At 66.8% G+C, this 23,624-nt stretch carries 21 protein-coding genes; 10 read left to right on the forward strand and 11 right to left on the reverse strand.

The window, feature by feature from the left end; genetic code table 11:
• The first annotated feature begins 23 nt into the window (after positions 1-23).
• Both BTO20_RS25120 and BTO20_RS25125 read left to right on the forward strand, forming a co-directional pair.
• Positions 24-1,163 (forward strand): phosphotransferase family protein, encoded by a 1,140-nt coding sequence (locus BTO20_RS25120; RefSeq protein ID WP_087078757.1) that lies wholly within the window; start codon positions 24-26, stop codon positions 1,161-1,163.
• A gap of 11 nt (positions 1,164-1,174) precedes the next feature.
• On the forward strand, positions 1,175-2,332 hold the full coding sequence (locus BTO20_RS25125; RefSeq protein WP_198344565.1) for a hypothetical protein: 1,158 nt from the start codon (positions 1,175-1,177) through the stop codon (positions 2,330-2,332).
• Between the two features lie 102 nt (positions 2,333-2,434).
• On the opposite strand, the gene BTO20_RS25130 is transcribed toward BTO20_RS25125, so the two are convergent.
• Positions 2,435-2,788 (reverse strand): DUF4345 family protein, encoded by a 354-nt coding sequence (locus BTO20_RS25130; RefSeq protein WP_198344566.1) that lies wholly within the window; start codon positions 2,786-2,788, stop codon positions 2,435-2,437.
• 41 nt (positions 2,789-2,829) lie between these two features.
• Here BTO20_RS25130 and BTO20_RS25135 point away from each other — a divergent pair, with 41 nt between their 5' ends.
• A complete protein-coding gene (locus BTO20_RS25135; RefSeq protein ID WP_087078760.1) occupies positions 2,830-3,585 on the forward strand; it encodes a helix-turn-helix domain-containing protein in 756 nt (251 codons plus the stop codon).
• Positions 3,586-3,650: 65 nt separating this feature from the next.
• On the opposite strand, the gene BTO20_RS25140 is transcribed toward BTO20_RS25135, so the two are convergent.
• Entirely contained in the window at positions 3,651-5,156 is a 1,506-nt protein-coding gene (locus tag BTO20_RS25140; protein WP_087078761.1) for a flavin-containing monooxygenase, read from the reverse strand.
• Between the two features lie 45 nt (positions 5,157-5,201).
• On the reverse strand, positions 5,202-6,185 hold the full coding sequence (locus tag BTO20_RS25145; RefSeq protein WP_198344567.1) for a TIGR03617 family F420-dependent LLM class oxidoreductase: 984 nt from the start codon (positions 6,183-6,185) through the stop codon (positions 5,202-5,204).
• 28 nt (positions 6,186-6,213) lie between these two features.
• Between BTO20_RS25145 and BTO20_RS25150 the strand changes: the two genes are divergently transcribed.
• A complete protein-coding gene (locus BTO20_RS25150) occupies positions 6,214-7,569 on the forward strand; it encodes a flavin monoamine oxidase family protein (protein WP_087078763.1) in 1,356 nt (451 codons plus the stop codon).
• Here the strand turns inward: BTO20_RS25150 and BTO20_RS25155 are convergent.
• Entirely contained in the window at positions 7,562-8,494 is a 933-nt protein-coding gene (locus BTO20_RS25155) for an alpha/beta fold hydrolase (RefSeq protein ID WP_087078764.1), read from the reverse strand. The two genes, BTO20_RS25150 and BTO20_RS25155, sit on opposite strands and share 8 nt — an antisense overlap.
• A 54-nt stretch (positions 8,495-8,548) precedes the next feature.
• Positions 8,549-9,637: an NAD(P)-dependent alcohol dehydrogenase gene (locus BTO20_RS25160; RefSeq protein ID WP_087078765.1), complete on the reverse strand. Its 1,089-nt coding sequence runs from the start codon at positions 9,635-9,637 to the stop codon at positions 8,549-8,551.
• Positions 9,638-9,760: 123 nt separating this feature from the next.
• Between BTO20_RS25160 and BTO20_RS25165 the strand changes: the two genes are divergently transcribed.
• From BTO20_RS25165 to BTO20_RS40705, 4 genes are all read left to right on the forward strand, one after another.
• Positions 9,761-10,732 (forward strand): NADPH:quinone oxidoreductase family protein, encoded by a 972-nt coding sequence (locus BTO20_RS25165; RefSeq protein ID WP_087078766.1) that lies wholly within the window; start codon positions 9,761-9,763, stop codon positions 10,730-10,732.
• Between the two features lie 117 nt (positions 10,733-10,849).
• Positions 10,850-11,950 (forward strand): DUF2235 domain-containing protein, encoded by a 1,101-nt coding sequence (locus BTO20_RS25170; RefSeq protein WP_087078767.1) that lies wholly within the window; start codon positions 10,850-10,852, stop codon positions 11,948-11,950.
• 189 nt (positions 11,951-12,139) lie between these two features.
• Entirely contained in the window at positions 12,140-15,049 is a 2,910-nt protein-coding gene (locus tag BTO20_RS25175) for a UPF0182 family protein (protein WP_087078768.1), read from the forward strand.
• Positions 15,050-15,078: 29 nt separating this feature from the next.
• On the forward strand, positions 15,079-15,405 hold the full coding sequence (locus BTO20_RS40705; RefSeq protein WP_232490843.1) for a hypothetical protein: 327 nt from the start codon (positions 15,079-15,081) through the stop codon (positions 15,403-15,405).
• A 17-nt stretch (positions 15,406-15,422) separates the two neighbouring features.
• On the opposite strand, the gene BTO20_RS25185 is transcribed toward BTO20_RS40705, so the two are convergent.
• On the reverse strand, positions 15,423-16,358 hold the full coding sequence (locus tag BTO20_RS25185) for an alpha/beta hydrolase (RefSeq protein ID WP_198344058.1): 936 nt from the start codon (positions 16,356-16,358) through the stop codon (positions 15,423-15,425).
• Between the two features lies 1 nt (position 16,359).
• Positions 16,360-17,274 (reverse strand): alpha/beta hydrolase, encoded by a 915-nt coding sequence (locus tag BTO20_RS25190; protein WP_087078769.1) that lies wholly within the window; start codon positions 17,272-17,274, stop codon positions 16,360-16,362.
• Between the two features lie 138 nt (positions 17,275-17,412).
• Between BTO20_RS25190 and BTO20_RS25195 the strand changes: the two genes are divergently transcribed.
• Complete coding sequence (locus tag BTO20_RS25195) at positions 17,413-18,303, forward strand: helix-turn-helix transcriptional regulator (RefSeq protein WP_087078770.1); 891 nt, start codon at positions 17,413-17,415, stop codon at positions 18,301-18,303.
• An 11-nt stretch (positions 18,304-18,314) separates the two neighbouring features.
• Here BTO20_RS25195 and BTO20_RS25200 read toward each other — a convergent pair whose 3' ends face one another.
• On the reverse strand, positions 18,315-18,836 hold the full coding sequence (locus BTO20_RS25200; RefSeq protein ID WP_087082633.1) for a MarR family winged helix-turn-helix transcriptional regulator: 522 nt from the start codon (positions 18,834-18,836) through the stop codon (positions 18,315-18,317).
• Positions 18,837-18,930: 94 nt separating this feature from the next.
• On the opposite strand from BTO20_RS25200, the gene BTO20_RS25205 reads away from it, so the two are divergent.
• Positions 18,931-19,350 carry a nitroreductase family deazaflavin-dependent oxidoreductase gene (locus tag BTO20_RS25205; RefSeq protein WP_087078771.1) on the forward strand — a complete coding sequence of 140 codons (420 nt, stop codon included), beginning with the start codon at positions 18,931-18,933 and terminating at the stop codon, positions 19,348-19,350.
• A gap of 70 nt (positions 19,351-19,420) precedes the next feature.
• Here BTO20_RS25205 and BTO20_RS25210 read toward each other — a convergent pair whose 3' ends face one another.
• The 3 genes from BTO20_RS25210 to BTO20_RS25220 all read right to left on the reverse strand — a co-directional run bounded on the left by BTO20_RS25210 (position 19,421) and on the right by BTO20_RS25220 (position 23,427).
• Positions 19,421-20,509, reverse strand: coding sequence for a nucleotidyl cyclase domain-containing protein (locus BTO20_RS25210; protein WP_087078772.1), 1,089 nt, complete (start codon positions 20,507-20,509; stop codon positions 19,421-19,423).
• A gap of 114 nt (positions 20,510-20,623) precedes the next feature.
• Entirely contained in the window at positions 20,624-21,634 is a 1,011-nt protein-coding gene (locus BTO20_RS25215) for an agmatine deiminase family protein (protein ID WP_087078773.1), read from the reverse strand.
• 71 nt (positions 21,635-21,705) lie between these two features.
• Positions 21,706-23,427, reverse strand: coding sequence for an amidase (locus BTO20_RS25220; protein ID WP_087078774.1), 1,722 nt, complete (start codon positions 23,425-23,427; stop codon positions 21,706-21,708).
• Positions 23,428-23,624: the final 197 nt, after the last annotated feature.

A 23,624-nucleotide genomic window follows, 5' to 3' on the forward strand; every position in this document is an offset into this window, starting at 1 on the left:
ATTACGTCGGGAAGGAAAAGCTTGTGGCCGCTGAACGGGCCGTAGAGGACGTCGACCGACTGCAACGGTCCAGTCGGGACACCAGCGATCTGCCCGCGGTGATGTCGCAGTGGCTGTCGACGGTGATGCCCGGCGGTGTGGCACCGGAGATCACCGTGGAAAGCGGCGTCGACTCCAACGGAATGTCCTCGGAGACCATCATTCTCACGGGCCGGTGGACCGAGGACGGCGAAGCCAGACAACAGCAGTGGGTGGCCCGCGTGGCGCCCAGCGACGACGACGTGCCCGTGTTTCCGGCGTACCGACTGGGCGATCAGTTCGAGGTGATGCGGCTCGCCCGCGAGCTGACCGATGTCCCGGTACCCGTGGTGCGCTGGCTGGAACCCACCGGCGAGGTGCTGGGCCGGCCGTTCTTCCTGATGGACCGGGTCGACGGGGTGGTCCCTCCTGACGTCATGCCCTACACGTTCGGCAACAACTGGTTCGCCGACGCCACCACCGAGCAGCAGCAGACCCTGCAGGACTCGACCGTGCGGGTGCTGGCCCAGCTGCACGCGATCCCCAACGCAGAGAAGACCTTTGACTTCCTGACCCAGGCCGATCCGCCGGGAGACACCGCGCTGCGCAGGCACTTCGGCTGGCTCAAGGACTGGTACGAATTCGCCGTACCGGGCATCGGCCGGTCACCGCTGGTCGATCGGGCGCTGCACTGGCTCGAAGAGAACTTCCCCGAGGACATCGCGGCACGCGAGTCCGTGCTGGTGTGGGGCGACTCGCGCATCGGCAACGTGCTCTACCAGGATTTCACGCCCGCCGCCGTACTCGATTGGGAGATGGCCACGGTGGGCCCGCGAGAGTTCGACGTCGCGTGGATCATCTACGCGCACATGGTCTTCCAGGAGCTGTGCGGCATGGCAGGCCTGCCCGGACTGCCCGATGTGCTGCGCGAGGACGATGTCCGCGCCACCTATCGCGAGCACAGCGGTGTCGAGGTCGGGGACCTGAAATGGTTCTACGTGTATTCCGGGGTGGTGTGGGCCTGCGTCTTCATGCGCACCGGCGCACGCCGCGTGCACTTCGGCGAGATGGAAAAACCTGACGACGTCGAAACCCTGTTCTACCACCGGCCACTGCTGCAACGCATGATCGAGGAGACACCATAGTGCTCGGCCCCATGGACGAATTCCCGGTACACCAGGTCCCCCAGCCCATCGCCTGGCCCGGGTCGTCGGACCGGAATTTCTACGACCGCTCGTACTTCAACGCCCACGACCGCACCGGCGACATCTTCGTCATCACCGGCATCGGCTATTACCCCAACCTCGGGGTGAAGGACGCCTACCTGCTGGTCCGCCGCCGCGGCAGCGGCAAATTCGGCGGGGGCCGCGGCAGCGGCAAATTTGGCGGGAGTGGTGACACCCAGACCGCCGTCCATCTGTCCGACGCCATCGACCAGGACCGGCTGCATCAGCACGTGCTCGGCTATCGCGTCGAGGTCACCGAGCCTCTGCAGCAGGTGCGCATCGTGCTCGACGAAACCCACGGTATCGCAGCGGATCTCACCTGGAACGGGCTGTTCGACGTCGTCCAGGAGCAGCCGCATCTGATGCGGCAGGGCAACCGGGTCACCCTCGACGCTCAGCGGTTCGCCCAATTGGGTTCGTGGACCGGTCATCTGGAGATCGACGGGGAGCACATCGCCGTCGACCCGGCAACGTGGATCGGCTCTCGGGACCGCTCGTGGGGAATCCGCCCGATCGGCGAGGCCGAGCCGGCAGGCCGTCCCGCCGACCCGCCGTTCGAGGGCATGTGGTGGCTCTACGTACCGATCGCGTTCGACGAGTTCTCGATCGTCATCATCATCCAAGAGGAACCCAACGGATTCCGCTCGCTCAACGACTGCACGCGGATCTGGAAGGACGGCCGCGTCGAACAACTCGGCTGGCCGCGCGTGAAGATCCACTACCGCTCGGGCACCCGCATCCCGACCGGGGCGACCATCGACGCCACGGCTCTCGACGGCTCGCCGGTGCGATTCGACGTGGAATCCAAGCTGCCCGTGCCGATTCACGTGGGCGGCGGCTACGGCGGTGACGTCGACTGGCTGCACGGCATGTGGAAAGGCGACCGGTTCACCGAACGGCTCACCTACGACATGACCGATCCCGCGATCATCGGCAGGGCCGCGTTCGGCGTGATCGACCACGTCGGCCGCGCAGTGTGCACCGAGGGCAACGGTGCACCCGTGCAGGGCTGGGGCCTGTTCGAGCATGGTGCGCTGGGCCGTCACGACCCGTCAGGTTTCAAGGACTGGCTGACGGTCGCCCCCTAATCCCCTTTTACCGCGAGTTTCTCCCGCGAGCAGACACGGCGGTCCGCGAAACGCGGCGTGTCGCGGACCGCCGTGTCTGCTCGCGGGAGAAGCGCGGGGGAACTAGGCCACCGAGATCATGCCGCCGGCCGCGGCGGCCTCGACCAGGCAATAGAACCAGTTGGGATAGAACGAGGTTGGTCCGTCGATCAGCCCGGAGATGATGCGGCCCAGGGCCATTCCTGCCAGGGCGGCGGCCACGGTGATGATGATCCCGGTGCGCAGTTGCCCTGGCGTGACGGCGGCGTAGCCGAGGATGGCCGCCATCGCCAGCCCGAATCCGCCGTAGACCGCTCGCACCTCGGCGCGGGCAGTGGCTTCGCCGGGCACCAGCCCGAACGGGCGCAGCAGCAATGCCGGGGCGGCGAGGGCGTAGAGCCCCATCCCTGCGAAGAACACGCCGACAGCGACGATCATGACCACGGTAGCCTCCTGTTCAGAACGATCAGGAGTAGAGCATGGTGTCCGATGCAGCTGCCGCGCTTCCACAAACCTGCTGTCCGACGGTGTGGTTGTGGCCAGGGCACGCGCTCTACGCCGGGCCGGGGCTTGGTCTGCAACCCCATTCCGGCTCGGTGTGGTGCCTGGCAGTCGGGGTTGACGCGCCACTGACCGTCACGGCTGCGGGCATCGCCATCGTCGCCCGCAGCGTGCTGATTCCGCCGCGGCTGACTCATCACTTGTCAATGGACGGGGTGGTGGTGTCGTGCTACCTCGATCCAGGCTCGCCGCGCACCGCGTCGTGCCGGCGGCAGTTCGCCGAATTCCGCGGCCCCGTCGGCGTGGATCACCTTGATCAGCAGGCTCTCACAGTGGCTCCACATGACGACGCATCCGCTCTCCGCTGGCTCGACGTGGCGGCTCCGGAGATACCGCACCAAATCGATCCACGGATTGCACTGGTGGCCAAGCAGATTCGTGACGATCCGACCCGCGCGAGGTCAGCCCGCGAGTTGGCAGCGGCCGCGGGGCTGTCCGATTCGCGCTTTCTGCACCTGTTCCGTCGCGAGGTCGGCACCAGCCTGCGGCGTTACCGGATGTGGAGTCGGCTGGTGTTGGCGGGTAGGGGCCTCGCGGCCGGTCAGAATCTGACCACGTCGGCCGTCGACTCCGGTTTCGCCAGCCCGTCGCATCTGGCGGACAGCTTCAAGACCACGTTCGGGCTGTCGGCGACACGGCTGCTACAGACCGGACTACGCATCCGCACGCCCTGACGAGCGTGCGCAAAGTGCCGAGGAAACACGGCGTGTCGGAGGGCAGACACGCACGGTCGCGGTGCCTAGGCGACGGACTCGGCACCGGACTCGGAGTCGGAGCGGGCCACGGCGGGGGCACGGCCGAACACCATCGACTCCTCGATGCGGTCGAACCGGTGGTCGATGGCATCGAGCAGATAGTTGTGCCGAACATGCCATGGTCGCTTGGTGCCCGAACGGGGCAGCGCATGTTCGGCGCGCTGGATGTAGCCGGCCTCAAGATCCCAGGTCCGCTTCTCCTGCATGGGGCCCGGTCCCCGGTGCGGGTAGGCGTGGGTATATCCGTGGGAGTCCATGTACGCCAACAGCTTCGCCACGGCCCGGGCAGTCATGTCGGCGCGCAGCGTCCACGACGCGTTGGTATATCCGATGCACCACGCCATGTTCGGGACGTCCTCGAGCAGATACTCCTTGTAGACGAAGCGCTCGGTCGGCTTCATCTCGGTGCCGTCGATGCTCAGGGTGACGCCGCCGAGCGCCTGCAACTGTAAACCCGTTGCGGTGACGATGATGTCGGCGTCGACGCGAGCACCGGAGCGCAACACGATGCCGTCGCCGTCCACATGGTCGATGTGATCGGTCACCACGTCGGCCCGCCCGTCGCTGATGTGCTCGAACAGATCGTCGTCGACCACGAAGCACATGCGCTGATCCCAGGGGTTGTATCGCGGCCTGAAATGCACGTCGACGGGATAGCCCGAGGGCAGCGCCGCGACCGTGCGGTTGCGGACGAGCCGGCGACCAAACTCGGGCGCCTTGCGGAACATGACGAACAGCAGCACCTGGACCATCGCGTTTCGGAAGCGGACGACCTGGTGAGAAACGCTGCGCGGCAGCATCTTCCGAATCCGTTGCACCGCCGGGTCGATACGCGCCAGCGACAACATGTAGGTCGGTGAGCGCTGCAACATGGTCACGTGACCGGCCCGGCGGGCCAGCGCGGGAATCAAGCTGATCGCGGTGGCGCCGCTGCCGATCACCACCACCCGCTTGCGCGTGTAATCCAGCGCCTCCGGCCAGAATTGCGGGTGCACCACCTCACCGCGGAAATTCTCGATCCCGGGAAATCCGGGGGTGTAGGGCTCGTCGTAGTTGTAGTAACCGGTGCCGAAGAAGACGAACCGCGCCCGGTAGGTCCGGGCCTGTCCGTCATGCTGTGCCTGCACGTTCCAGGTGTCGGTGGTCGAATCCCAATCCGCCGAGAGCACCCGGGTGTCGAACCGGATGTGCTGGTCGATGCCGTACCTGCGTGCCGTGGCGGTGAGATATTCGCGGATGTCGGCGCCGTCGGCGACGGTCTCGGGCCGGGTCCACGGTTCGTACGGGAAGCTGAGCGTGAAGATGTCGCTGTCGGAACGGATTCCCGGATAGCGGAACAGGTCCCACGTGCCACCGATGCGTGCGCGGCGCTCCAGGATCGTGTACGTCAGGCGAGGGTTCTTCTCGTGGATGCGGTAGGCCGCACCGATTCCGGAGATACCGGCCCCGATGATGAGCACATCCGCGTAATCAGGTTCCGTGGCCGCCATGGCGAACCTCCTCTGGTCCCACTGCGTACCACCCACATTAGGACCTCAGGTGCCCAGGCAGTCAACGATCTCGGCCAGCGAATCAACCGGGATCGGACCGGGCTGATACAGGCACACCCGGTTGGACACCCCCTGCACCCGGTCACGGATGTGCGCGGCGATGTCGCTGGGGCTACCGCACGCGGCGATGGTGTGCAGCATCTCGTCGTCGATCAGCGAACCCATGTCCTGCCAGCGGCCCTGCTTGGACAGCGCATTGAGTTCCGGCTGCAGGTCCCCCCAGCCGTGCACGTCGAGCACGGGCCGATACGCCGGGGTGGACCCGTAGAACGCCAGGAGCCGCCGCGTCGCGTCGTGAGTCGGATCCTGCTCTGAGCCGACCGACACGATGATCTCCGGGACCACCGCGAAATCAGCGAGTTCGCGACCGGAGGCGCCCAGCCCGTCACGCACCGCGGGCAGCGTCACGTCGTGCAGGAACCGTCGAGAACCGAACGGCATGACCAGCAGCCCGTCGGCGAATTGGGCGGTCGCGCGCGTCAGCCGCGGGCCGAGGGCACCGACATAGATCGGCGGCGGACCGTAGGGGTTGTCCCGCGGCGTGAATGTGGGTGTCATCAGCGTGTGCCGGTAGAACTCGCCGTGAAAGTTCAGCCGTTCGCCTGTCTGCCAGGCCGCGAAGATCGCTCGCAGCGCGGCGATCAGTTCGGTCATCCGGGCCACCGGGCGATCGAAGTCTGCGCCGTAACGCTTTTCGATCTGGGTCCGGATCTGCGTGCCCAATCCCAGGGTGAATCGCCCGCCGGACAGCAATTGATGGTCGACGGCCTGATGGGCCAGCTGAATGGGGTTGCGCGGAAAAGCGATTGCGACGTTGGTCAGCAGGTCCAGGCCACCGACGGTCGACGCCAACGTCAGTGGCGCGAACACGTCGTGCGGGCCTTCGAAGGTGAACACGCCGCGTGCACCGGCCTCCCGCAGCGCGTGAGCCCGGTCGATCGCGTCCGTCGGCCCGAACAACGCCGTCATCACCTGCATGGCGTGAGAGCCTAGTCAGATGAGCATCCCAACCAACGCCGACGTCGTCGTGGTGGGGGCCGGATTCGCCGGGCTGGCGGCCGCCCGCCAACTGGAGAGCCTCGGGCACGACGTGCTGGTACTCGAGGGCCGCGACCGGGTCGGCGGCCGTTCGTCGACCACCACGATCGCCGGTGTCCCGGTGGACCTGGGCGGCACGTTCGTCGGACCGACACAGGACGCGGTGCTCAAGCTGGCCGCCGAGCTGGGCTGCGAGACCGTGCCGACCTACTGCCGCGGCAAGAACCTGATCCGCTGGCACGGCAAGGTCCGGTCGTACCGCAGCACCATCCCGAAACTGTCGATCATCGAACTGGTCGACGTCTCGCGCATCCAGTGGAGGTTCGAGCGGCTGCGCCGCCAGGTCCGGGTGTCCGAGCCGTGGAGCGGCGCCACCGCCCGCAAACTCGACCAGATCACCATGGAGCGCTGGCTGCGGTCGGTGCACGCGAGCGCCTCGACGCGCAACCTGATGGCGATCGTGTCCCGGGTCACCTGGGGTGCCGAACCGGATGCGGTGTCGATGCTGCATGCCGTGCGCTACATCAGAGCCGCAGGCGGGCTGGGCCGCTTGCTCGACGTCAAAGGCGGTGCTCAGCAGGACCGCTTCCCGGCCGGCACGCAGCAGATCGCCCTGCGGATGGCCGAGGAACTGGGCGAGCGCGTGGTGCTCGGGACGCCCGTGCAGCGCATCGAACGCCGACCGGACGGCGGCGTCGTGGTCGGCTACGCGGGCGGTCAGGTGTCGGCCCGCGCGGTGATCGTGGCGATCGCACCCCAGCAGCGGGCACAGATCGCGTTCGCCCCGCCGCTGCCCACGCAGTACACGGAGCTGACCAAGCACTGGCCGCAGGGCACGTTGAGCAAGGCGTACGCCGCCTACGACAAGCCGTTCTGGCGGGCAGCCGGGTGCTCGGGTGAGGCGTTGTCCGACGAGGGGCCGGTGTTCATCACGTTCGACGTCAGCCCCGAGGACGGTCCCGGCATCCTGCTCGGGTTCACCGACGCCCGGGCGTTCGACCCGCTGCCCGCCGAGCAACGACGCGACCAGGCGCTTGCCGGCTTCGCCAGGCTGTTCGGCAAGGCCGCGTTGAAACCCATCGATTACGTCGACCATTGTTGGGGCACAGAGGCATTCGCCCCGGGCGGACCGACAGCGGCCGTGCCGCCGAGGTCCTGGACGACCTACGGGCCCTGGCTGCGCAAACCGGTGGACGGCATCTTCTGGGCCGGCACCGAGACGGCCGACCGGTGGACGGGATTCCTCGACGGGGCCGTGCGCTCCGGGCAACGCGCGGCCACCGAGGTCGCCGAGGCGCTCGCGAGCTCTAGCTGACGCGTTCCTGTGGGGCTACCGAGTCGGCCAGCGCACGCAACTGGTGGTTGACCTGCTCCGGGCGTTCCAGGATGGCGCAGTGACCGCCGGTGAGCTCGACGAACGCGGCCAGATTGGGTGCGTCCGCGGCGATCCGGCGCGACGCGTTGATCGGCAGCAAGCGGTCCTGCGCACTTCCGATCACCAGGGTGGACACCGTCAGGTTGCGCAACGAGATGTGCCGCGACCCCAGGTTGTCCACCAGGACACGCGCCCAGCCACCCCGCCCCGCGGCCGGGGTCGAGGCGAACAGCTCGTAGACGAACTGCGCGACCCACGGGTCGGCGTCGCGACCCACGGCCAGGTAGGACACGAACCGCTTGTTGGGGCCGTCGACGAGCCGCGGCACAGGCGTCGCGCCGAACGTCTTGAGCAGGGTCCCCGCGGCCCGGATCCGGGTCGCGCTCAACGGCGCCGGAACCTGTGCCAGCTGCACGTCCCGCAGCAGGTCGCCGGTGGTGGTGTTGATCAACGCGACCGCGGCAGCGCATTGGCGCACCCGGCGCGGGTAGCGCTGCGACCACGCACTGATCGCGATGCCGCCCATCGAATGGCCGGCGATCACGGCCCGCTCCCCCGGTGCGAGGGCGGTGTCCAGCACCGCGTCCAGATCGCCGGCCAGGTGGTTGAGGCTGTAGCCGCGGCGCGCACGCGGCGTCTCGCTGCGGCCGTGCCCGCGATGGTCATAGGCGATGACGCGGTGATCGGTGGCCAAGTCGGCGATCTGATGCGCCCACACCGTGATGGCGCAGGTGATGCCGTGCGCCAACACGATCGGCTGACCGTCAGCCGGCCCGAACACCTGGGCATGCAGCCGGACACCATCGGTGCCGCGGACCTGCAGCGGACGTCCGGGAGGTAGCTGGGGCAGAGCTGCTGCGGTCATCGATGCTCCGATCGTCGGCGTCGTTGCCTTGCGGAAGTGCACTGAATTGGCAGCCTACGCGCCGGTCACCAGTACCGGTTTGACCACCTCACCGGCCTTGGCGGCGCCCCATGCCCGGTCGAAGTCATCGAACGGGTAAGTCGTCACGAGCTTATCCAACGGCAGCTCGCCGTGGCGGTGCAGGTCTGCAAGTCGGGGTATGAATGTTTGCGGTTCGCTGTCGCCCTCGACCACGCCGCGCACTGCCAGACCCTTGCCCATGATGAGCGCGACGGGCAGCTCGGCGGTCAGCGCACCGAGGCCCACGAGCGCCAGGGACCCGCGCGTGCGCAGCGCCGCGACCGCCGCGGCGATCACGTCGGGCCGGGCGGTGGTGTCGACCGCGGCGCCTGCTCCCCCGGTGAGTTCGACCACCTCGGCAGCGACGTCGGTAGTGGCCGGGTCGATGGTCGCGGTGGCGCCCAATTCCGTTGCCAGCGTGCGTCGTTGCTCGACGGGGTCGACGGCGACGATGGTGCGGCAGCCGGCGATACGGGCAGCCATGACGGCAGAAAGGCCCACGGCGCCGGCCCCGAAGACGACGAACGGGTCGACGGGCTCGGGTGTGAGCACGTTGAGCACGGCGCCCACTCCGGTCTGCACGCTGCAGCCCAGCGGCGCTGCCAGTGCCGGGTCGATGGACTCGGGCACCGTGACCGCGCTGCGACTGCGGGCGATGGCGTGGGTGGCGAAACTGGACTGCCCGAAGAAGCCGGCGGTGATCGGCGCGCCATCGAGGCGCAGTGCGCTGGACTCGTCGCGACGACCGCCCCGCATGTTGAGGTCGGTGGCGTGATCGCAGTACGCCGGCTGGTCGGAGGCACAGTGTGGGCACCCGCCGCAGCTCGCGAACGTGAGAACCACTGACTCACCGACTCGCCGCTGGGCCTGCGGTCCCGCCGCGACCACGGTGCCGGCGCCTTCGTGCCCGAACACCATCGGCACCTTGCGGAATCGGGCGGCGACGCTGATGTCGGTGTGGCAGATGCCCACCGCATCGATGCGCACCAGCACTTCGTCGCCGACGGGTTCCCGCAGTTGGACATCGGTCAGCTGTGGATCGGCTCCGGCGTCGAGCAGGACCGCGGCGCGGGCTGTGAGCATCGGCTGATGCTAGGGCACCGACTTGACACCTGTCGAGAGTGGTCATGGTTTCCCGGACCGGACGAGAACAGCGACGGCGGCAGGCGCAGAATTGGGCCCGACCCGACACAGAAAGAGGCCCCGATGCGCGCAGCACAGATCACCCGGCTCGACGGACCGTCGGCGGTACAGCTGGTCGATATCGACGAACCGACCGAGAGCGACGGGGTAGCCATCGACGTCCATGCGGCAGGGGTGGCTTTCCCCGACGCATTGCTGACTCGTGGCCTCTACCAGTACAAGCCCGAGCTGCCGTTCACTCCCGGCGCCGAGGTCGCCGGCGTGGTGCGCAGCGCCCCCGCAGGAGCCCACGTGGCAGCCGGTGACCGGGTGCTCGGCCTGACCATGCTCTCCGGCGGGATGGCCGAAGTCGTTGTGCTGCCACCGGATCGCGTGTTCGCGCTGCCCGAATCGGTGTCGTTCGAATCCGGGGCAGGCATCTTGTTCAACGACATGACCGTGCATTTCGCGCTGCGCACCAGAGGCCGGCTGGCCGCGGGCGAGACGGTGCTGGTGCACGGTGCGGCCGGCGGGATCGGCACCTCGGCGCTGCGATTGGCGCCCGCGCTGGGCGCCGCACGCACCATCGCCGTGGTGTCCACCGAGGAGAAGGCCGAGATCGCCCGGGCGGCAGGGGCTTCCGACGTGGTGCTGGCCGACGGCTTCCGCGATGCGGTCAAGGAGCTCACGGCCGGGCGCGGGGTCGACGTCGTCGTCGATCCGGTCGGCGGCGACCGGTTCACCGACTCGCTGCGCTCGTTGGCGGTGGGTGGCCGACTGCTGGTCATCGGGTTCACCGGCGGGGAGATCCCGACCGTGAAGGCGAACCGGCTGTTACTCAACAACGTCGATGTCGTCGGCGCCGGGTGGGGCGCCTGGACGTTCACCCATCCGGGCTTCCTGGCCGAACAGTGGGCCGAGCTGCACCCGCTGCTCGCCGAGGGCGCCATCGCGGCCCCCGCGCCCGAGGTCTATCCGCTGGAACGCGCCGGCGATGCCATCGCCGCGCTGGAAAACCGCAGCGCCAAGGGCAAAGTGGTGCTGCGCCTGCGTTGAGGCCTTGTTGCGTACGCAACGACTTCGAGTAGGGCTCACCTCGAATGTCGCCCATTTGCGTTCTGGCACAGTCAAACTTGCTGCGACACCGCTCGGCTATTCGGCCAAGGGAGAGACATGCCGAAACGTTTGGTGCTGTGCTGCGACGGGACGTGGAACACCCCCGATCAGCTCGCTCCGACCAATGTCACCAAGGTCGCCCTCGCGGTGGCCGACCGGGACGCCAAAGGGATCGAACAGCGTGTGTTCTACTCGCTGGGGGTCGGCACCGGCCGGGGCGAGCGGATCACCGGCGGCGCGTTCGGATACGGGCTGTCGCACAACGTCATCGAGGCCTACCGGTTCGTGGTGGAGAATTACGCTCCGGGTGACGAGCTGTTCTTGTTCGGGTTCAGCAGGGGCGCCTTCACCGCCCGCAGCACCGCCGGATTCGTCCGCAACGCCGGCATCCTGCGACCTCAGCACACCAATCGAATCGACGATGCCTACGCGCTCTATCGCGACCGCACCAGCAAGACACATCCGCGAAGCACCGAGTCAACGTTGTTTCGGCGCTCGTACTCGTACGAATCCCGCATTCGATTCATCGGCGTCTGGGATACCGTCGGCGCACTGGGCATTCCGGTGAGCGGGTTCGGTCTCGCCAAGCTGGTGAACGCACGATGGGCGTTTCACGACACCGCGCTGAGCAGCTACGTGGACGCGGCCTTCCAGGCGCTGGCCATCGACGAGAAGCGCGGCCCGTTCCAGCCCACCCTGTGGGCCAAACAACCGGACCCTCCGAAAGATCAACGGGTGGAACAGGTGTGGTTCTCCGGGGTGCACTCCGATATCGGCGGAGGCTATCCGGAGCACGGTCTCAGCGATATCGCCCTGCTGTGGATGGTGGGCCGGGCGCGCGGCTACGGCCTGGCCTTCGATCCCACGGCGTTCGATCAGCGCCCGCCCGGCGCGGGGCCGGCCTCCGAGGACGAAACGCTCGCCACGCGAACACAGGTGTACCCCGACGCGTTCGGAGAGATGCACGAGACCCGCACGGGCGTATACCGCGTGCTACGCCCTTACCTCCGCCAGCCCGGCAGCACCGACCCCGACAACGAGTACGTCGCGTCGAGCGCGGTCACGCGCAGCCGCACCCTAGCTCCCTACGCGACGGCCACGCTGGGCTTCGTGGACGGCCATCCCCGCACGATGCCCGTACGGTACCTGCAGCGCTGACACCGCACCGGCGGCGGCCCGTGCGTGGATCCGCACCGGGGCATACAGGTCATGTCCCCGCATGAATGGGTGTCGGACCCGATAGAGATCGACCGCCCGACCGAGAAGACTGGCCGAACACCACGTTGCTCTGCCCACGCGGCGGTGACGACCGATTTGGAAAAGGTGTCTCGACGTTCGGAGTAGCAGATGCAGAACGGGTCGGCCGACAGATTCGCGGTGTCCAGGCGTGTCCGCGTGCTGATCGGCTCAGCCGTGACCGCGGTCGTACTTCTGCTTGTCGTTTCTGGGCCGCTGAATTCATACGTGGACTGGTTGTGGTTCGGTGAGGTCGGCTTCCGCAACGTCTGGATCACGGTTCTGTTGACCAGGGTCGCGATCTTCATCGCAGTGGCCCTGCTCGTTGGCGGCAGCGTTCTGCTGGCGATGGCGCTGGCATATCGCACCCGGCTGATCTTCGTCCCTACCAAACGCGACAACGACCCGATCGCGCACTATCGGACCCTCGCGATGCGCCGGCCCCGCCTGCTGTCATGGGGCGTCGCATCGGCGGTCGCGGCGCTGTGCGGTCTGGTCGGCCAGGGCAATTGGGTCACGGTTCAACTGTTCCTGCACGGCGAACCCTTCGGTATCACTGATCCGGAATTCGGGCGCGACATCGCCTTCTTCGTATTCGACCTGCCCTTCTACCGATTCATACTCGACTGGTTTTTTGTCGCCGTATGCCTGGCGTTGGTCGCGAATGTGTTGACGCACTACCTCTTTGATGGTATCCGGCTGGCCGCAGGCAAGGGCACACTCACCCAGCCCGCTCGAATTCAGATCGCGATGCTGGCCGGTACGGCGATCCTGCTCAAGGCGATCGCATACTGGTTCGACCACTACGAATTGGTGTTCAGCACCCGCAAAGAACCGACGTTCACCGGTGCCGGCCACACCACCATCCATGCCGAGCTGCCTGCCAAGCTTGTCCTGCTCGCCATAGCGGTGCTGTGCGCGTTGGCGATGTTCGCGGTGATCTTCCTGCGGGACATGCGGATTCCGGCGATGGCCACCGCGCTGCTCGTACTCTCGTCGGTTCTGGTAGGCGGTGCGTGGCCGCTGGTGATGGAACAGTTCTCGGTGCGGCCCAATGCAGCCGATGTCGAGCGCCCCTATATCGAACGCAACATCGCCGCGACTCGCGACGCGTATCGGCTCGGCGGCGACTGGGTGCAATACCACGACTATCCCGGCATCGGGACCAAGAATCCCCGCGACGTCGCCGCGGATGTCACCACCATCGCCAATGTGCGACTGCTCGACCCGACCGTGCTCTCCCGGACGTTCACCCAGCAACAGCAGCTCAAGAACTTCTACAGTTTCCCAGCCGAATTGGACGTCGACCGATATCACATCGACGGCCAGTTGCGGGATTACATCGTCGGCGTCCGCGAACTGTCACCGGACAGCCTGACCGGGAATCAGACCGATTGGATCAACCGGCACACCGTCTACACCCACGGCAACGGTTTCGTTGCCGCACCGGCGAATCGGGTGAATGCGGCAGTCCGTGACGCCGCGGAACCCGCGGACAGCAACAGCGGGTACCCGATCTACACGATCAGCGACATCGCATCCCATGGGTCCGATCGACAGACCATCCGAGTCGACCAACCACGCATCTACTTCGGTGAAGTGATTGCCCAGGCGGATCCGGATTACGCGATCGTCGGCGGACCGCCGGATGCGCCGCCTCGCGAGTACGACACCGACACCGCGAAGTACTCCTACACCGGTGCCGGCGGGGTGCCGATCGGTGACTGGTTCAACCGGACGTTGTTCGCCGCCAAGTTCGCCGAACGCAACATCTTGTTCTCGCGGGCAATCAGCGAGGAGTCGAAACTGATCCTCTACCGCGACCCCAAGGAACGCGTGCAGCGGGTGGCCCCGTGGCTGACCACCGACGCCAATGCCTATCCGGCGGTGGTCCACGGCCGCATCGTCTGGATAGTCGATGCATACACGACGCTGGAACGCTACCCGTACGCGCAACGCACCTCGCTGCAAGGCCTGGTCACCACTGCCGCCGGCGTCAGCCAGCCCGGCGCACAGGTCGGGTATGTGCGCAACTCGGTCAAGGCAACGGTCGACGCCTACGACGGCACCGTGACGCTCTACGAGGTCGACCGCGACGATCCCGTGCTCCAGGCATGGATGCGCGTGTTCCCCGGTGCCGTGCAATCGGCGGACAATGTCTCTGACGAACTGCGCTCGCATTTCCGCTATCCCGAGGACCTGTTCAAGATCCAACGGGACATGGTGGCGAGATACCACGTCGACGAACCTCGAGAGTTCTTCACCACCAACGCCTTCTGGTCGGTGCCCAGCGATCCGACCACCGAGTCCGACGAACCGCAGCCACCCTTCTATGTCCTCGTCGGAGACCAGCGGAGCGCGCGACCGTCGTTCCGGCTGGCCAGCGCGATGGTCGGCTACAACAGGGAATTCCTTTCGGCCTACATCTCGGTGGACTCCGATCCGGAGAACTACGGCAAGATCAGGGTGCTGCAACTACCGACGGATACCTTGACGCAGGGCCCGCAACAGATCCAGAACTCGATGATCTCCGACACCCGGGTCGCCTCCGAGCGCACCTTGCTGGAGCGATCCAACCGAATCCATTACGGCAACCTACTGACCCTTCCGATCGCCGACGGCGGCGTGCTCTATGTGGAACCGCTTTACACCGAGCGCATTCCGACCACGCCCAATAGCTCGACGTTTCCGCAGCTGTCCCGGGTGCTGGTCAGCTTGCGCGAACCCCGAGCCGACGGCGGAGTCCGAATCGGTTATGCCCCAACGCTGGCCGAGGCGCTCGACCAGGTGTTCGGCGCCGGTGCCGGGCGCGCCGCGACCGCCCCGGGTGGCGACGCCGCCGCGACACCACCACCGGACACGTCACGACCGCAATCCCGCCCACCCGCGGGCGCGCCGCCGGGTGCCGGCGGTCCACCTGAAGCAGCGACGGATCTCAAACAGGCACTCGCGGAGCTGCGTGCGGTTCTCGAGCGACTTGAAAAAGCCGTCAACGCCCAAGAAACACCGGCGGATAGGTAATCACTGCTCGCACCCGAGAAGGTCACCGTATGAAGACCAAGCCACTAGACACCGTCCGGCCGGCTCATGACGTCGCTGCGCGGCTGGCAACGGAGTTCGACGGACTGTTACCACCTGAACTCGTGACCCGCATCGTGATGGAAGCCATCTGCGATCTCTACGGACAGGTGCAGCCCAAAGCCTTCCCCGAACTGCTGCACCGGCTCGCCCACTATCGACTCGACATTCGCGTACAGCAGAGCCTGCTGGATTCCGGATCATCATCGGGCTCAGCGGACAAAACGCCTGCGACGCGGGCGCAGGAGCCGACGCGTTCAGCAAGCAGCGCGAGACCTGAACCGACATATACCGATTGACCGCGCCGGCGTCACACTCAGAGGTGCTTCTTGAAAAACGGAACCACTCCGGCCAACGCCAGCGCCACCGGCTCGGGCTTGTCGTACAGGTCGTAGTGCGAGAAGCCTTCGGCCACCACGAGTTCCTTGTCTTTCGACGCCGCCCGGCGGTATGCCTCCAGCCCGTCGCGGTACGCGCCGAACGCACCTGGCTTGTCGCCGATCACAACGATCATCGGCTGCGTGAGCAGCACCTCAAGTCGGTTGAAGGCATCCCACCCGACCGCGGTCGCCTGATGCGAGAAGAGTGAACTCGTTGCACCACCAGGCTTTTCCCCACGCGGTGTGCGGTAGTACTCGGTGGCCTCGGCCACATCGATCTCGGTGATGCCCTGCTCGGCCGCCGTCTGAGGATCTGGCGGAAGCAGGTTGTTCACCTTGAGCTCCTGACCTCGGGCTTCGTCAGTACGTTGTGCCGCAATGGCTTCCAGCGCTCCGATCGGGTCGTACCCGGAGAACGCCTCGTGCATCAACCGCCCGAAGTTCACCCCCGTGATGGAGGCCACCGCCTTGATGCGCCGTTCGGTGGTCGCGGCATTGATCGAGTACGCGCCACCACCGCACACGCCGATGATGCCGATCCGGTTCTCGTCCACATACGGCAACGTCACCAGGTGATCGATGACGTGGCTGATGTCCTTGACGCGCTGGGTCGGATCTTCGATGAAGCGCGGTTCGCCTCCGCTGGCGCCCTGGAAGCTCGCATCGAACGCGATGACCACGAAACCCTCGTCGGCCAGGGCCGTACCGTAGACGTTGCCGGATGTCTGTTCCTTGCAGCTGCCGATCGGGTGCACGCTGACGATCGCCGGGTACTTGCTCGACGCGTCGAAATCCGGCGGGAAGTAGATGTCAGCGGCGATGTCCCAGTAGGGCGTCCTGACCGTCGCTGCTTCGATGTGGTCCAGTGCCATGTCAATTCCCCTTCAGATTCTCGATGAAAAACGGAACAGCTTCAGCCACAGCGAGATCGACGTACTTGGGCACGTCATAGAAGTCCATGTGAGTGGCGCCGTCGATGATCACCAGCTTCTTGTCGCTGCGCACTCGCGCATGCAGTCCGGTGGTGGCCCACAGTGATCCCGCGTCGCTGCCCGCGACCATCAGGATCGGCTGAGTGAGTAGATCCTCCACCAGGTGGAAGGCGTCGAACGCGAAGATCTTCGCCAGGCTCTTGCTCATCAGGTATCTGTTCTGCGCGTTCGGGTGCTGTGCCCGCGGGGTCAGGTAATACTCGGCGGCCTGCTGCAGGTCGTACGGAGTATCGGCGTCGGACTGGGCGGGAACGTAGGGCGCGAACGCCGCGTCGGCGCCCTGCGCCTCGGCAGTGCGCTGAGCGGCGGCGGCGTTCAGGGTGGGCAGCGCGTCGGAATCGACGCCGGTGCCGTACCACCCGCGGCGCCACGACGCGCCGATATTGACCGCGCTCACCGTGCCGATCGCCTTGATGCGGTGGTCGGTCATGGTAGCCGCGACGGCGTAGCCGCCGCCGGCACAGACCCCCCAGACACCGATACGCTCCGCGTCGACGTAGTCGAGCGACTGAAGGTGATCCACCGCGGCCCGGATGTCCTCCACGCGGGCGTCGGGGTCCTCCAGATGGCGTGGAGCGCCGCCACTGTCACCCTGATACGACGCGTCAAACGCCAGGCTGACGAAGCCCTGTTCGGACAGCTTGTCGGCGTACAGGGCGGCAGTCTGCTCCTTTACACCCCCGCCAGGATGCACGGTCACCACTGCGGGGTAGCTGTCCTGCGGATCGAAGCCCGGCGGCAGATACAGGTTGCCTGCCATGTTGATCGGACCGTTGGGGAAGGTGACCGTGTCCATGCTGCGCTCCTCGTCTCAGGTATCTCGGTGTCCCTGAGCGTCAGTCAACCGTGTCGTCGCAGCCCGCAACAGGACGCGCTCTACCGGGGTACCAGCAAACCCCCCTCCAGCTTGATGCCGCGTCTTAGGCTGGGATCCATGGACCCGCGCAAGGATATTCGGGATTTCCTGACCACCCGGCGGGCCCGGATCACTCCGCAACAAGCAGGCATTCCGGATTACGGGGCCAAGCGGCGGGTGCCGGGACTGCGTCGAGAAGAGGTCGCATTGCTGGCCGGAGTGAGCGTCGATTACTACACCCGCCTGGAGCGTGGCAACCTCACCGGAGTGTCGGACACCGTGCTCGGCGCCGTCGCCAAGGTGCTCGAACTCGACGAAGCCGAACGTGCCCACCTATGGGATCTCGTCCGCGCCTCGACAACCATCCGCAAGGCCCAACCCAAGCCGACCACCGCGCAGGTCCGCCCCAACCTGCAGCACGTACTCGACGCGTTGGTGGATGCACCGGCCTGGGTCAGCAACGACCGACTGGACATCCTGGCCACCAACCGGCTGTGCGCAGCGCTGTACGCCGACGCGTTCTCCGACCCGGAACGGCCCGTCAACCTGGCCCGGTACGTCTTCCTCGATCCGAAGTCACGGGACTTCTTCCGGGACTGGGAGCAGCACGCCGACAACGCGGTCGACATCCTGCGCACGTCCGCCGGACGTAACCCCTACGACGAACGGCTCACCAAGCTGGTCGGTGAGCTCTCCACCCGCAGCGACGATTTCCGTACCCGGTGGGGCGCCCACAATGTGCGGTTCCATCGCACCGGCGTCAAACGTATGCACCACGCGGAGGTGGGCGATCTGGACCTCACGTTCGAGGGCATGGAGGTGTCGTCCCATCCCGGATTGACGTTGTATGTAATGACCGCCGAACCAGGATCGGTATCCGACGAGCGGCTCAGGATCCTGGCCAGCTGGGCATCGCCGATCGAGAAGGCGTCGCGGACTGCCCCGCCGACACCGCCCGAGCAAGACTGACAGCCGACGCGCTACAGCGGGACCAGCCCGCGGCGGCCGATGGTGTATTCGCCGCCGATGTGCGCGTGCAGATCACGTAGTCCCTGAGCACATGCCGCCCGCACGTCGGGATCCAGATGCTCGAGCAGCGCCGCCAGCTCCCGGCGACGACGGCGAATCACCTTGCGCGCCAAAGCCTTACCTGAGGTCGACAGATCGAGGATCACCACGGTGCGGTTACCCGGATCGGCACGGCGCACCACATGCCCGGATTCGGTGAGCCGGTCGGCCAGCCTGGTGACCGACGATGCGGCCAAGCCCATCGCACGGGCCACCTCGACCGACGAGCACGGGCCGTTCTCGTAGACCACGAGCAACAGCCGGAACTGAGGCAGCGACAGGTCGTCGCCCAGCTGATCGATGCTGCGCAGCGCGACACCCGCGAGGTCTCTCGTGGCCACCTCGAACGCCTTCACCTCGTCGCGGCTCGCCGGTCGGCTTCTGCGGTCGGCATCGGCGGGCGTCGGGTCTTGCACATCCTGGTGTCGCGCCATCGCACCATTGCAGCACCAATTGAATCCATCCGCATGGATCACCGCGCCGAAGCGCCGATGGAATAGCACGCCGAGGCCCGATGTTGCGAACGGCGTGACTGATGCCGAGCTGAGCCCCACCGACTGGGTACGCGAACAGACCGAACAGATCCTCAAACAGGGCACCACCGACGGCGTCGAGATCTTCGACCGGCCCGTGGTGCTGTTCACCACGACGGGCGCGAAGTCCGGCAAGAAGCGGTACGTGCCGCTGATGCGGGTGGAGGAGAACGGCAAGTACGCGATGGTCGCGTCCAAGGGTGGCGCGCCGGAACACCCGTCGTGGTACTTCAACGTCAAGGCGAACCCGGCGGTGACGGCGCAGGACGGCGACAAGGTCGTGCAGCTGACCGCGCGCGAGCTCAGCGGTCACGAGCGTGAGCACTGGTGGAAACTGGCCGTCGAGGCATATCCGCCGTACGCCGAGTATCAAACCAAGACCGACCGGCAGATCCCCGTCTTCGTGGTCGAGTAGCCGCACCTTTCATCTGGCCCGCCGGCGCCGTGTGCGCCGGCGGGTTTTCTGTGTGCGGGGCACCGGCCGGTCAGTCGGGCGCCTCGCCGCCGCACGCCAGTGTCGGATAGTAGGCACTGGTGACCCGGTTGCCGCCGCCGTCCCTGGACTGCTGCATCGCCCGGGTCGCCAGCGTCACCAGCGTGTCGACGACCTCCTCGGCCGGCAGGTCCGCCGCCGTGCGCAGTGGGCTGCACACCGATCCGATACTGGTGGTCAGCCGCATCTCGGTGGTCTTGATCGATCCGCGGATTCGGCCGACCAGCGGCGAGGGATCGTTGGTCTTGAACACGTCGGCGATGAGGAAGTCGGTGTCGCTGACATGGGCCAAGGGCACCTTGTGCCGAATGGTCTCGTGCAGTGCGCGGCCGACGGCCACCCGCGCGCTCAGCGTGCCGTGCATACCTTCCATGTGGGTGAGCAGTTCCATGTCGTCGATCGACACCGCCACCACGACGAGGTACTGGTCATCGTGGCGGCTTGCCGCACCGAACATGGTGGCCGCCGCGATGTCGAAGGCCTCTCGATTGAGCAGCCCGGTCAACGGTTCGATTTCGTTCGGGTGCCTCATCGCGTCCGGGTCGATGAGGCGCACCGCCATGCGGCACATCAGCGACGTGAACGTCAGGACGAGGGTGACGACGACCGCGCCTGCCACGCCCAGCAGGATGTCGACCATCGCCACCCGCACAGCGAGGTACAGAACGACGACCTCACCAACCGCCAGCGTCAACGCCCATACTCGCCTGCTGTGCAGGAAGGCCGCGTAGCTGGTGAGCATCGCGTAGATCGACATGCCGAGCAGACCGATCATCGGGTTCGTCAGCATCAGGCACGTGACGATGATCCCGAGGGCGCCGACGACGACGATCATCCACGACTCGGTGCGACTCGGCCACTGCAGCCGCCACCACCGCCAGGCCATCACGATCCCACCGAGGGTCACCAGGCCGGCGACGTAGCGCTCAGGGCCGCGCGGGCCCATCGAACTGGCGAGCAGCAGCAGCGGTACCACGCTCAGCGCGAGCATGGACAAGGCGTTGAGCCCACGCATCCGGGTGCGCAGCCCGAGGGCCGCAAGGTGTGCGGTGCGTCCGTAGTAATGGTCGTATGGACTCACGGCGCAACCGCCACACGGATGGTTGCCACGGATGGCCGTCGCGCTGGGCGGCTCAAGACATACGCCACCGCCGCATTCTCCCACTCCCGCCCGACAAGGGCACGCGCCACGGTGCTATCTGACCGAAGGCTGGTTCTGGGTGATGCAGTGGACGCCTCCGCCACGCTCGAACAACGGCCTGGCATCCACCGTCACGACGGTGCGGCCGGGATAGTGCTCGCCGAGGATCGCCACCGCGGTGTCGTCGACCGGGTCGCCGAAGCCGCACGCGACGACCCCGCCGTTGACCACCAGGTGGTTGATGTAGCTGTAGTCGACGAAACCCTCGGCGTCGGTCAGTGTCGCCGGCGCGGGCATCTCGGTGATCTCCCAGGATCTGCCCGCGGCGTCGTGGCTGCTTTCCAACACCGCACGGACCTCCTTGCTGACGAGGTAATCCGGGTGATTCGCATCCTGCTGCGTGTGTAACAGCAGCCGGCCCGGCGACGTGATGGCCGCGACGATGTCGACGTGGCCGCGGGTGCCATATCGCTCGGAGTCTCTGGTCAGGCCCCGGGGCAGCCAGATCGCGTGGGTCGCCCCGATGGTGCGGGCCAACTCGGCCTCGACGTCGGCGCGGGTGAGCCCCGGGTTACGACCGGGATCGAGTTGCACGGTCTCGGTGACCAGCACTGTGCCCTCGCCGTCGACCTGGATACCGCCACCCTCATTGACCAGCGGGGAGCTGATGACCGGGGTGCCGGCCAGCCGCGCAACCGTGGCCCCGATCTTCTCGTCGCGGTCCCACTGCGCCCAGTCCTGGCCACCCCACCCGTTGAACACCCAGTCGACCGCGGCCACCGAGCCGTCGGCGCGATGCACGAAGGTGGGCCCGATATCGCGCATCCAGGCGTCGTTCAGCGGGGCTTCGATGATGTCGATGTCTGCCGACAGGTATTTCTGGGCCGCGGTCAGTTCGCCAGGGTCCACGAGTACGGTGACCGGTTCGAACCCGGCGACGGCATGCGCGACAGCGGCCCAGGCGGATCGGGCCTCGTGCTGTTCGGCTTCGGTGTCGCCCAGCGAGTAGCCCTCGCTGGGAAAGGCCATCCAGACCCGGTCCTGGGCGGCCGTCTCAGCTGGCATGAGCGTGGGGTTATCGGTCACTGGTCCTCCTCGGCTGTTCACGGTCAGCCTCGTGAAATGTGGTCTCTGAACTACGGAAGGGGCGGAGTTCGCGGCGGCACGGTACGCCGGTTCCCGGTCGCCTCGAAGGCCGCGGCCACGGACAACAGCGCGGTGTCGTCGTAGGCCCGGCCCGCGAAGGTCAGGCCGACCGGCATACCGATGTCGGCCATGGTGCCCATTGGTACGGTCACCGTGGGAATGCCCAGGTGTCGCGGCACCAGGTTGCCGTTGGCCACCCACACCCCGTTGCGCCAGCCGAGATCTGCCGAGGCTTCGTTGACGTCCATGTCGGCGGGACCGACGTCGGCGACGGTCGGGAAGATCACCGCGTCGAGGCCGAGTTCGGTCATCCACTCTTCGAGATCGATCCGGCGGGTTTCCTCCAGTCCCCGCAGGCCCTCCTCGATGTGCGGGATCTTGGTGAAGTCCTCGATCGGATGCTCCCGGATGAAGTCGGGATAGGTGGTGATGTCGTCGCCGAAACCCTCCGCGCGATCCGGCAGCGCACCGACGGGGTGAACCCAGATGAGCGCGCCGTCGACGTCGGCGAGCCGATTGAGCTTCGGGTCGTCGTTGGCCCGCAGGAAGTCGTCCCAGGACCACGCCGACAGATCGAGGATCTCGCGGTCCAGGAACTCCTTGCTGATCAGGCCGCGGGTGCGCACGGTCGGCGCGCCTGGCCGGTCCCCTTCGTAGTTGGAGACCACCGGGAAGTCGACGAGCACGACCTCGGCTCCGGCGGCCTGCAGATCCGCCGTGGCCGCGTTGAACAAGTCGATGACGGACTGGCGGGTTTCGATCCTCTGCCCGGTGGCACCGCCGATACCAGGATGTTCGCTCGTCCCGGCCTCGGGGTCGGCGTTGACGTACATTCTCGGGACACCGAACTTCTTGCCCGACAACGTGTTCCGCGCTACTTCACGGCTCTCCGGCGCCAGCGACGGGTACGACGCGGGCCGCACGTCCGACGCCTTGGGGATCTCGATCCACGGCTGCACCCGCCAGAAGTCTCCACGGGGGTCGGGATCGTCGGCGACGATGATGTCGAGCACCTCGAACAGGTCGGCCATCGTCCGGGTATGCGGTACGACGACGTCCATGGTGGGCACCAGCGGCCAGTTGCCGCGCACCGAGATGACCCCGCGCGACGGGGTGTAGGCACACAGGGCGTTGTTGGTCGCCGGTGCCCGTCCGCTCGACCAGGTCTCCTCCCCCAAGCCGAACGCCGCGAAGCTCGCGGCGGTCGCCGTCCCCGAGCCGTTGGACGAGCCCGAGCCGAATGCCGAGGTGAGGTAGTCGCGGTTGTAGGGGCTTTCGGCGCGTCCGTACACCCCGCGCTGCATACCGCCGTTGGCCATCGGCGGCATGTTGGTCAGGCCGATCAGCACCGCACCAGCGGTACGCAACCGCTCTATGGTGAATGCGTCGCGCTGCGCCACCAGATGTTCGAACGCATGTGCGCCGGCCGCGGCGGTGAGCCCTTTCGCCAGGTAACTGTCCTTCGCCGTATACGGGATGCCGTCGAGCGGTCCGAGCGTCTGCCCGTGGGCACGTCGCTGATCGGAGGCCCGGGCATCGGCCAAGGCATCGGGATTCATCACCACGAGCGCGTTCAGCCGGGGGCCGTTGCGGTCGTAGGCGTCGATTCGCTCGAGGTAGCGCCGCACCAATTCTTCGCTGGTCACCGAGCCGTCTTCGAGCGCGCGACGCAGCTGCGCAATGCCGGCCTCCACAACATCAAAGCGCGTCACCGGGAAACCGTCCTTCCAGGGTCCGTCGATCCGGCATTCGCGCTGAGCGCACGCCGGGTGTGGCTAGACCCTAATTGGTGGCGCAGCTGCGCGAAGGCGTTTACCGTGACGTTCCGGTCACCGGACACCCGTCTTGTGAAGGACCGAACGTGCTGCTCAACCGGCATCTGAGGCCGGCATGCCGCGGAACCCGCGCT

The sequence above is a fragment of the Mycobacterium dioxanotrophicus genome (genome assembly GCF_002157835.1).
Lineage (GTDB): Bacteria > Actinomycetota > Actinomycetes > Mycobacteriales > Mycobacteriaceae > Mycobacterium > Mycobacterium dioxanotrophicus.

Coding starts and splice junctions, on each gene's coding strand:
- BTO20_RS25215 (WP_087078773.1), bottom strand. CDS start 21,634: ATGCCAGCTGAGACGGCCGCCCAGGACCGGGTCTGGATGGCCTTTCCC.
- BTO20_RS25140 (WP_087078761.1), bottom strand. CDS start 5,156: ATGGCGGCCACGGAACCTGATTACGCGGATGTGCTCATCATCGGGGCC.
- BTO20_RS25190 (WP_087078769.1), bottom strand. CDS start 17,274: ATGGACACGGTCACCTTCCCCAACGGTCCGATCAACATGGCAGGCAAC.
- BTO20_RS25155 (WP_087078764.1), bottom strand. CDS start 8,494: ATGACCGCAGCAGCTCTGCCCCAGCTACCTCCCGGACGTCCGCTGCAG.
- BTO20_RS25185 (WP_198344058.1), bottom strand. CDS start 16,358: ATGGCACTGGACCACATCGAAGCAGCGACGGTCAGGACGCCCTACTGG.
- BTO20_RS40705 (WP_232490843.1), top strand. CDS start 15,079: ATGAAGACCAAGCCACTAGACACCGTCCGGCCGGCTCATGACGTCGCT.
- BTO20_RS25150 (WP_087078763.1), top strand. CDS start 6,214: ATGAGCATCCCAACCAACGCCGACGTCGTCGTGGTGGGGGCCGGATTC.
- BTO20_RS25170 (WP_087078767.1), top strand. CDS start 10,850: ATGCCGAAACGTTTGGTGCTGTGCTGCGACGGGACGTGGAACACCCCC.
- BTO20_RS25200 (WP_087082633.1), bottom strand. CDS start 18,836: ATGGCGCGACACCAGGATGTGCAAGACCCGACGCCCGCCGATGCCGAC.
- BTO20_RS25160 (WP_087078765.1), bottom strand. CDS start 9,637: ATGCTCACAGCCCGCGCCGCGGTCCTGCTCGACGCCGGAGCCGATCCA.
- BTO20_RS25165 (WP_087078766.1), top strand. CDS start 9,761: ATGCGCGCAGCACAGATCACCCGGCTCGACGGACCGTCGGCGGTACAG.
- BTO20_RS25135 (WP_087078760.1), top strand. CDS start 2,830: ATGGTGTCCGATGCAGCTGCCGCGCTTCCACAAACCTGCTGTCCGACG.
- BTO20_RS25125 (WP_198344565.1), top strand. CDS start 1,175: ATGGACGAATTCCCGGTACACCAGGTCCCCCAGCCCATCGCCTGGCCC.
- BTO20_RS25175 (WP_087078768.1), top strand. CDS start 12,140: ATGCAGAACGGGTCGGCCGACAGATTCGCGGTGTCCAGGCGTGTCCGC.
- BTO20_RS25195 (WP_087078770.1), top strand. CDS start 17,413: ATGGACCCGCGCAAGGATATTCGGGATTTCCTGACCACCCGGCGGGCC.
- BTO20_RS25130 (WP_198344566.1), bottom strand. CDS start 2,788: ATGATCGTCGCTGTCGGCGTGTTCTTCGCAGGGATGGGGCTCTACGCC.
- BTO20_RS25145 (WP_198344567.1), bottom strand. CDS start 6,185: ATGACGGCGTTGTTCGGGCCGACGGACGCGATCGACCGGGCTCACGCG.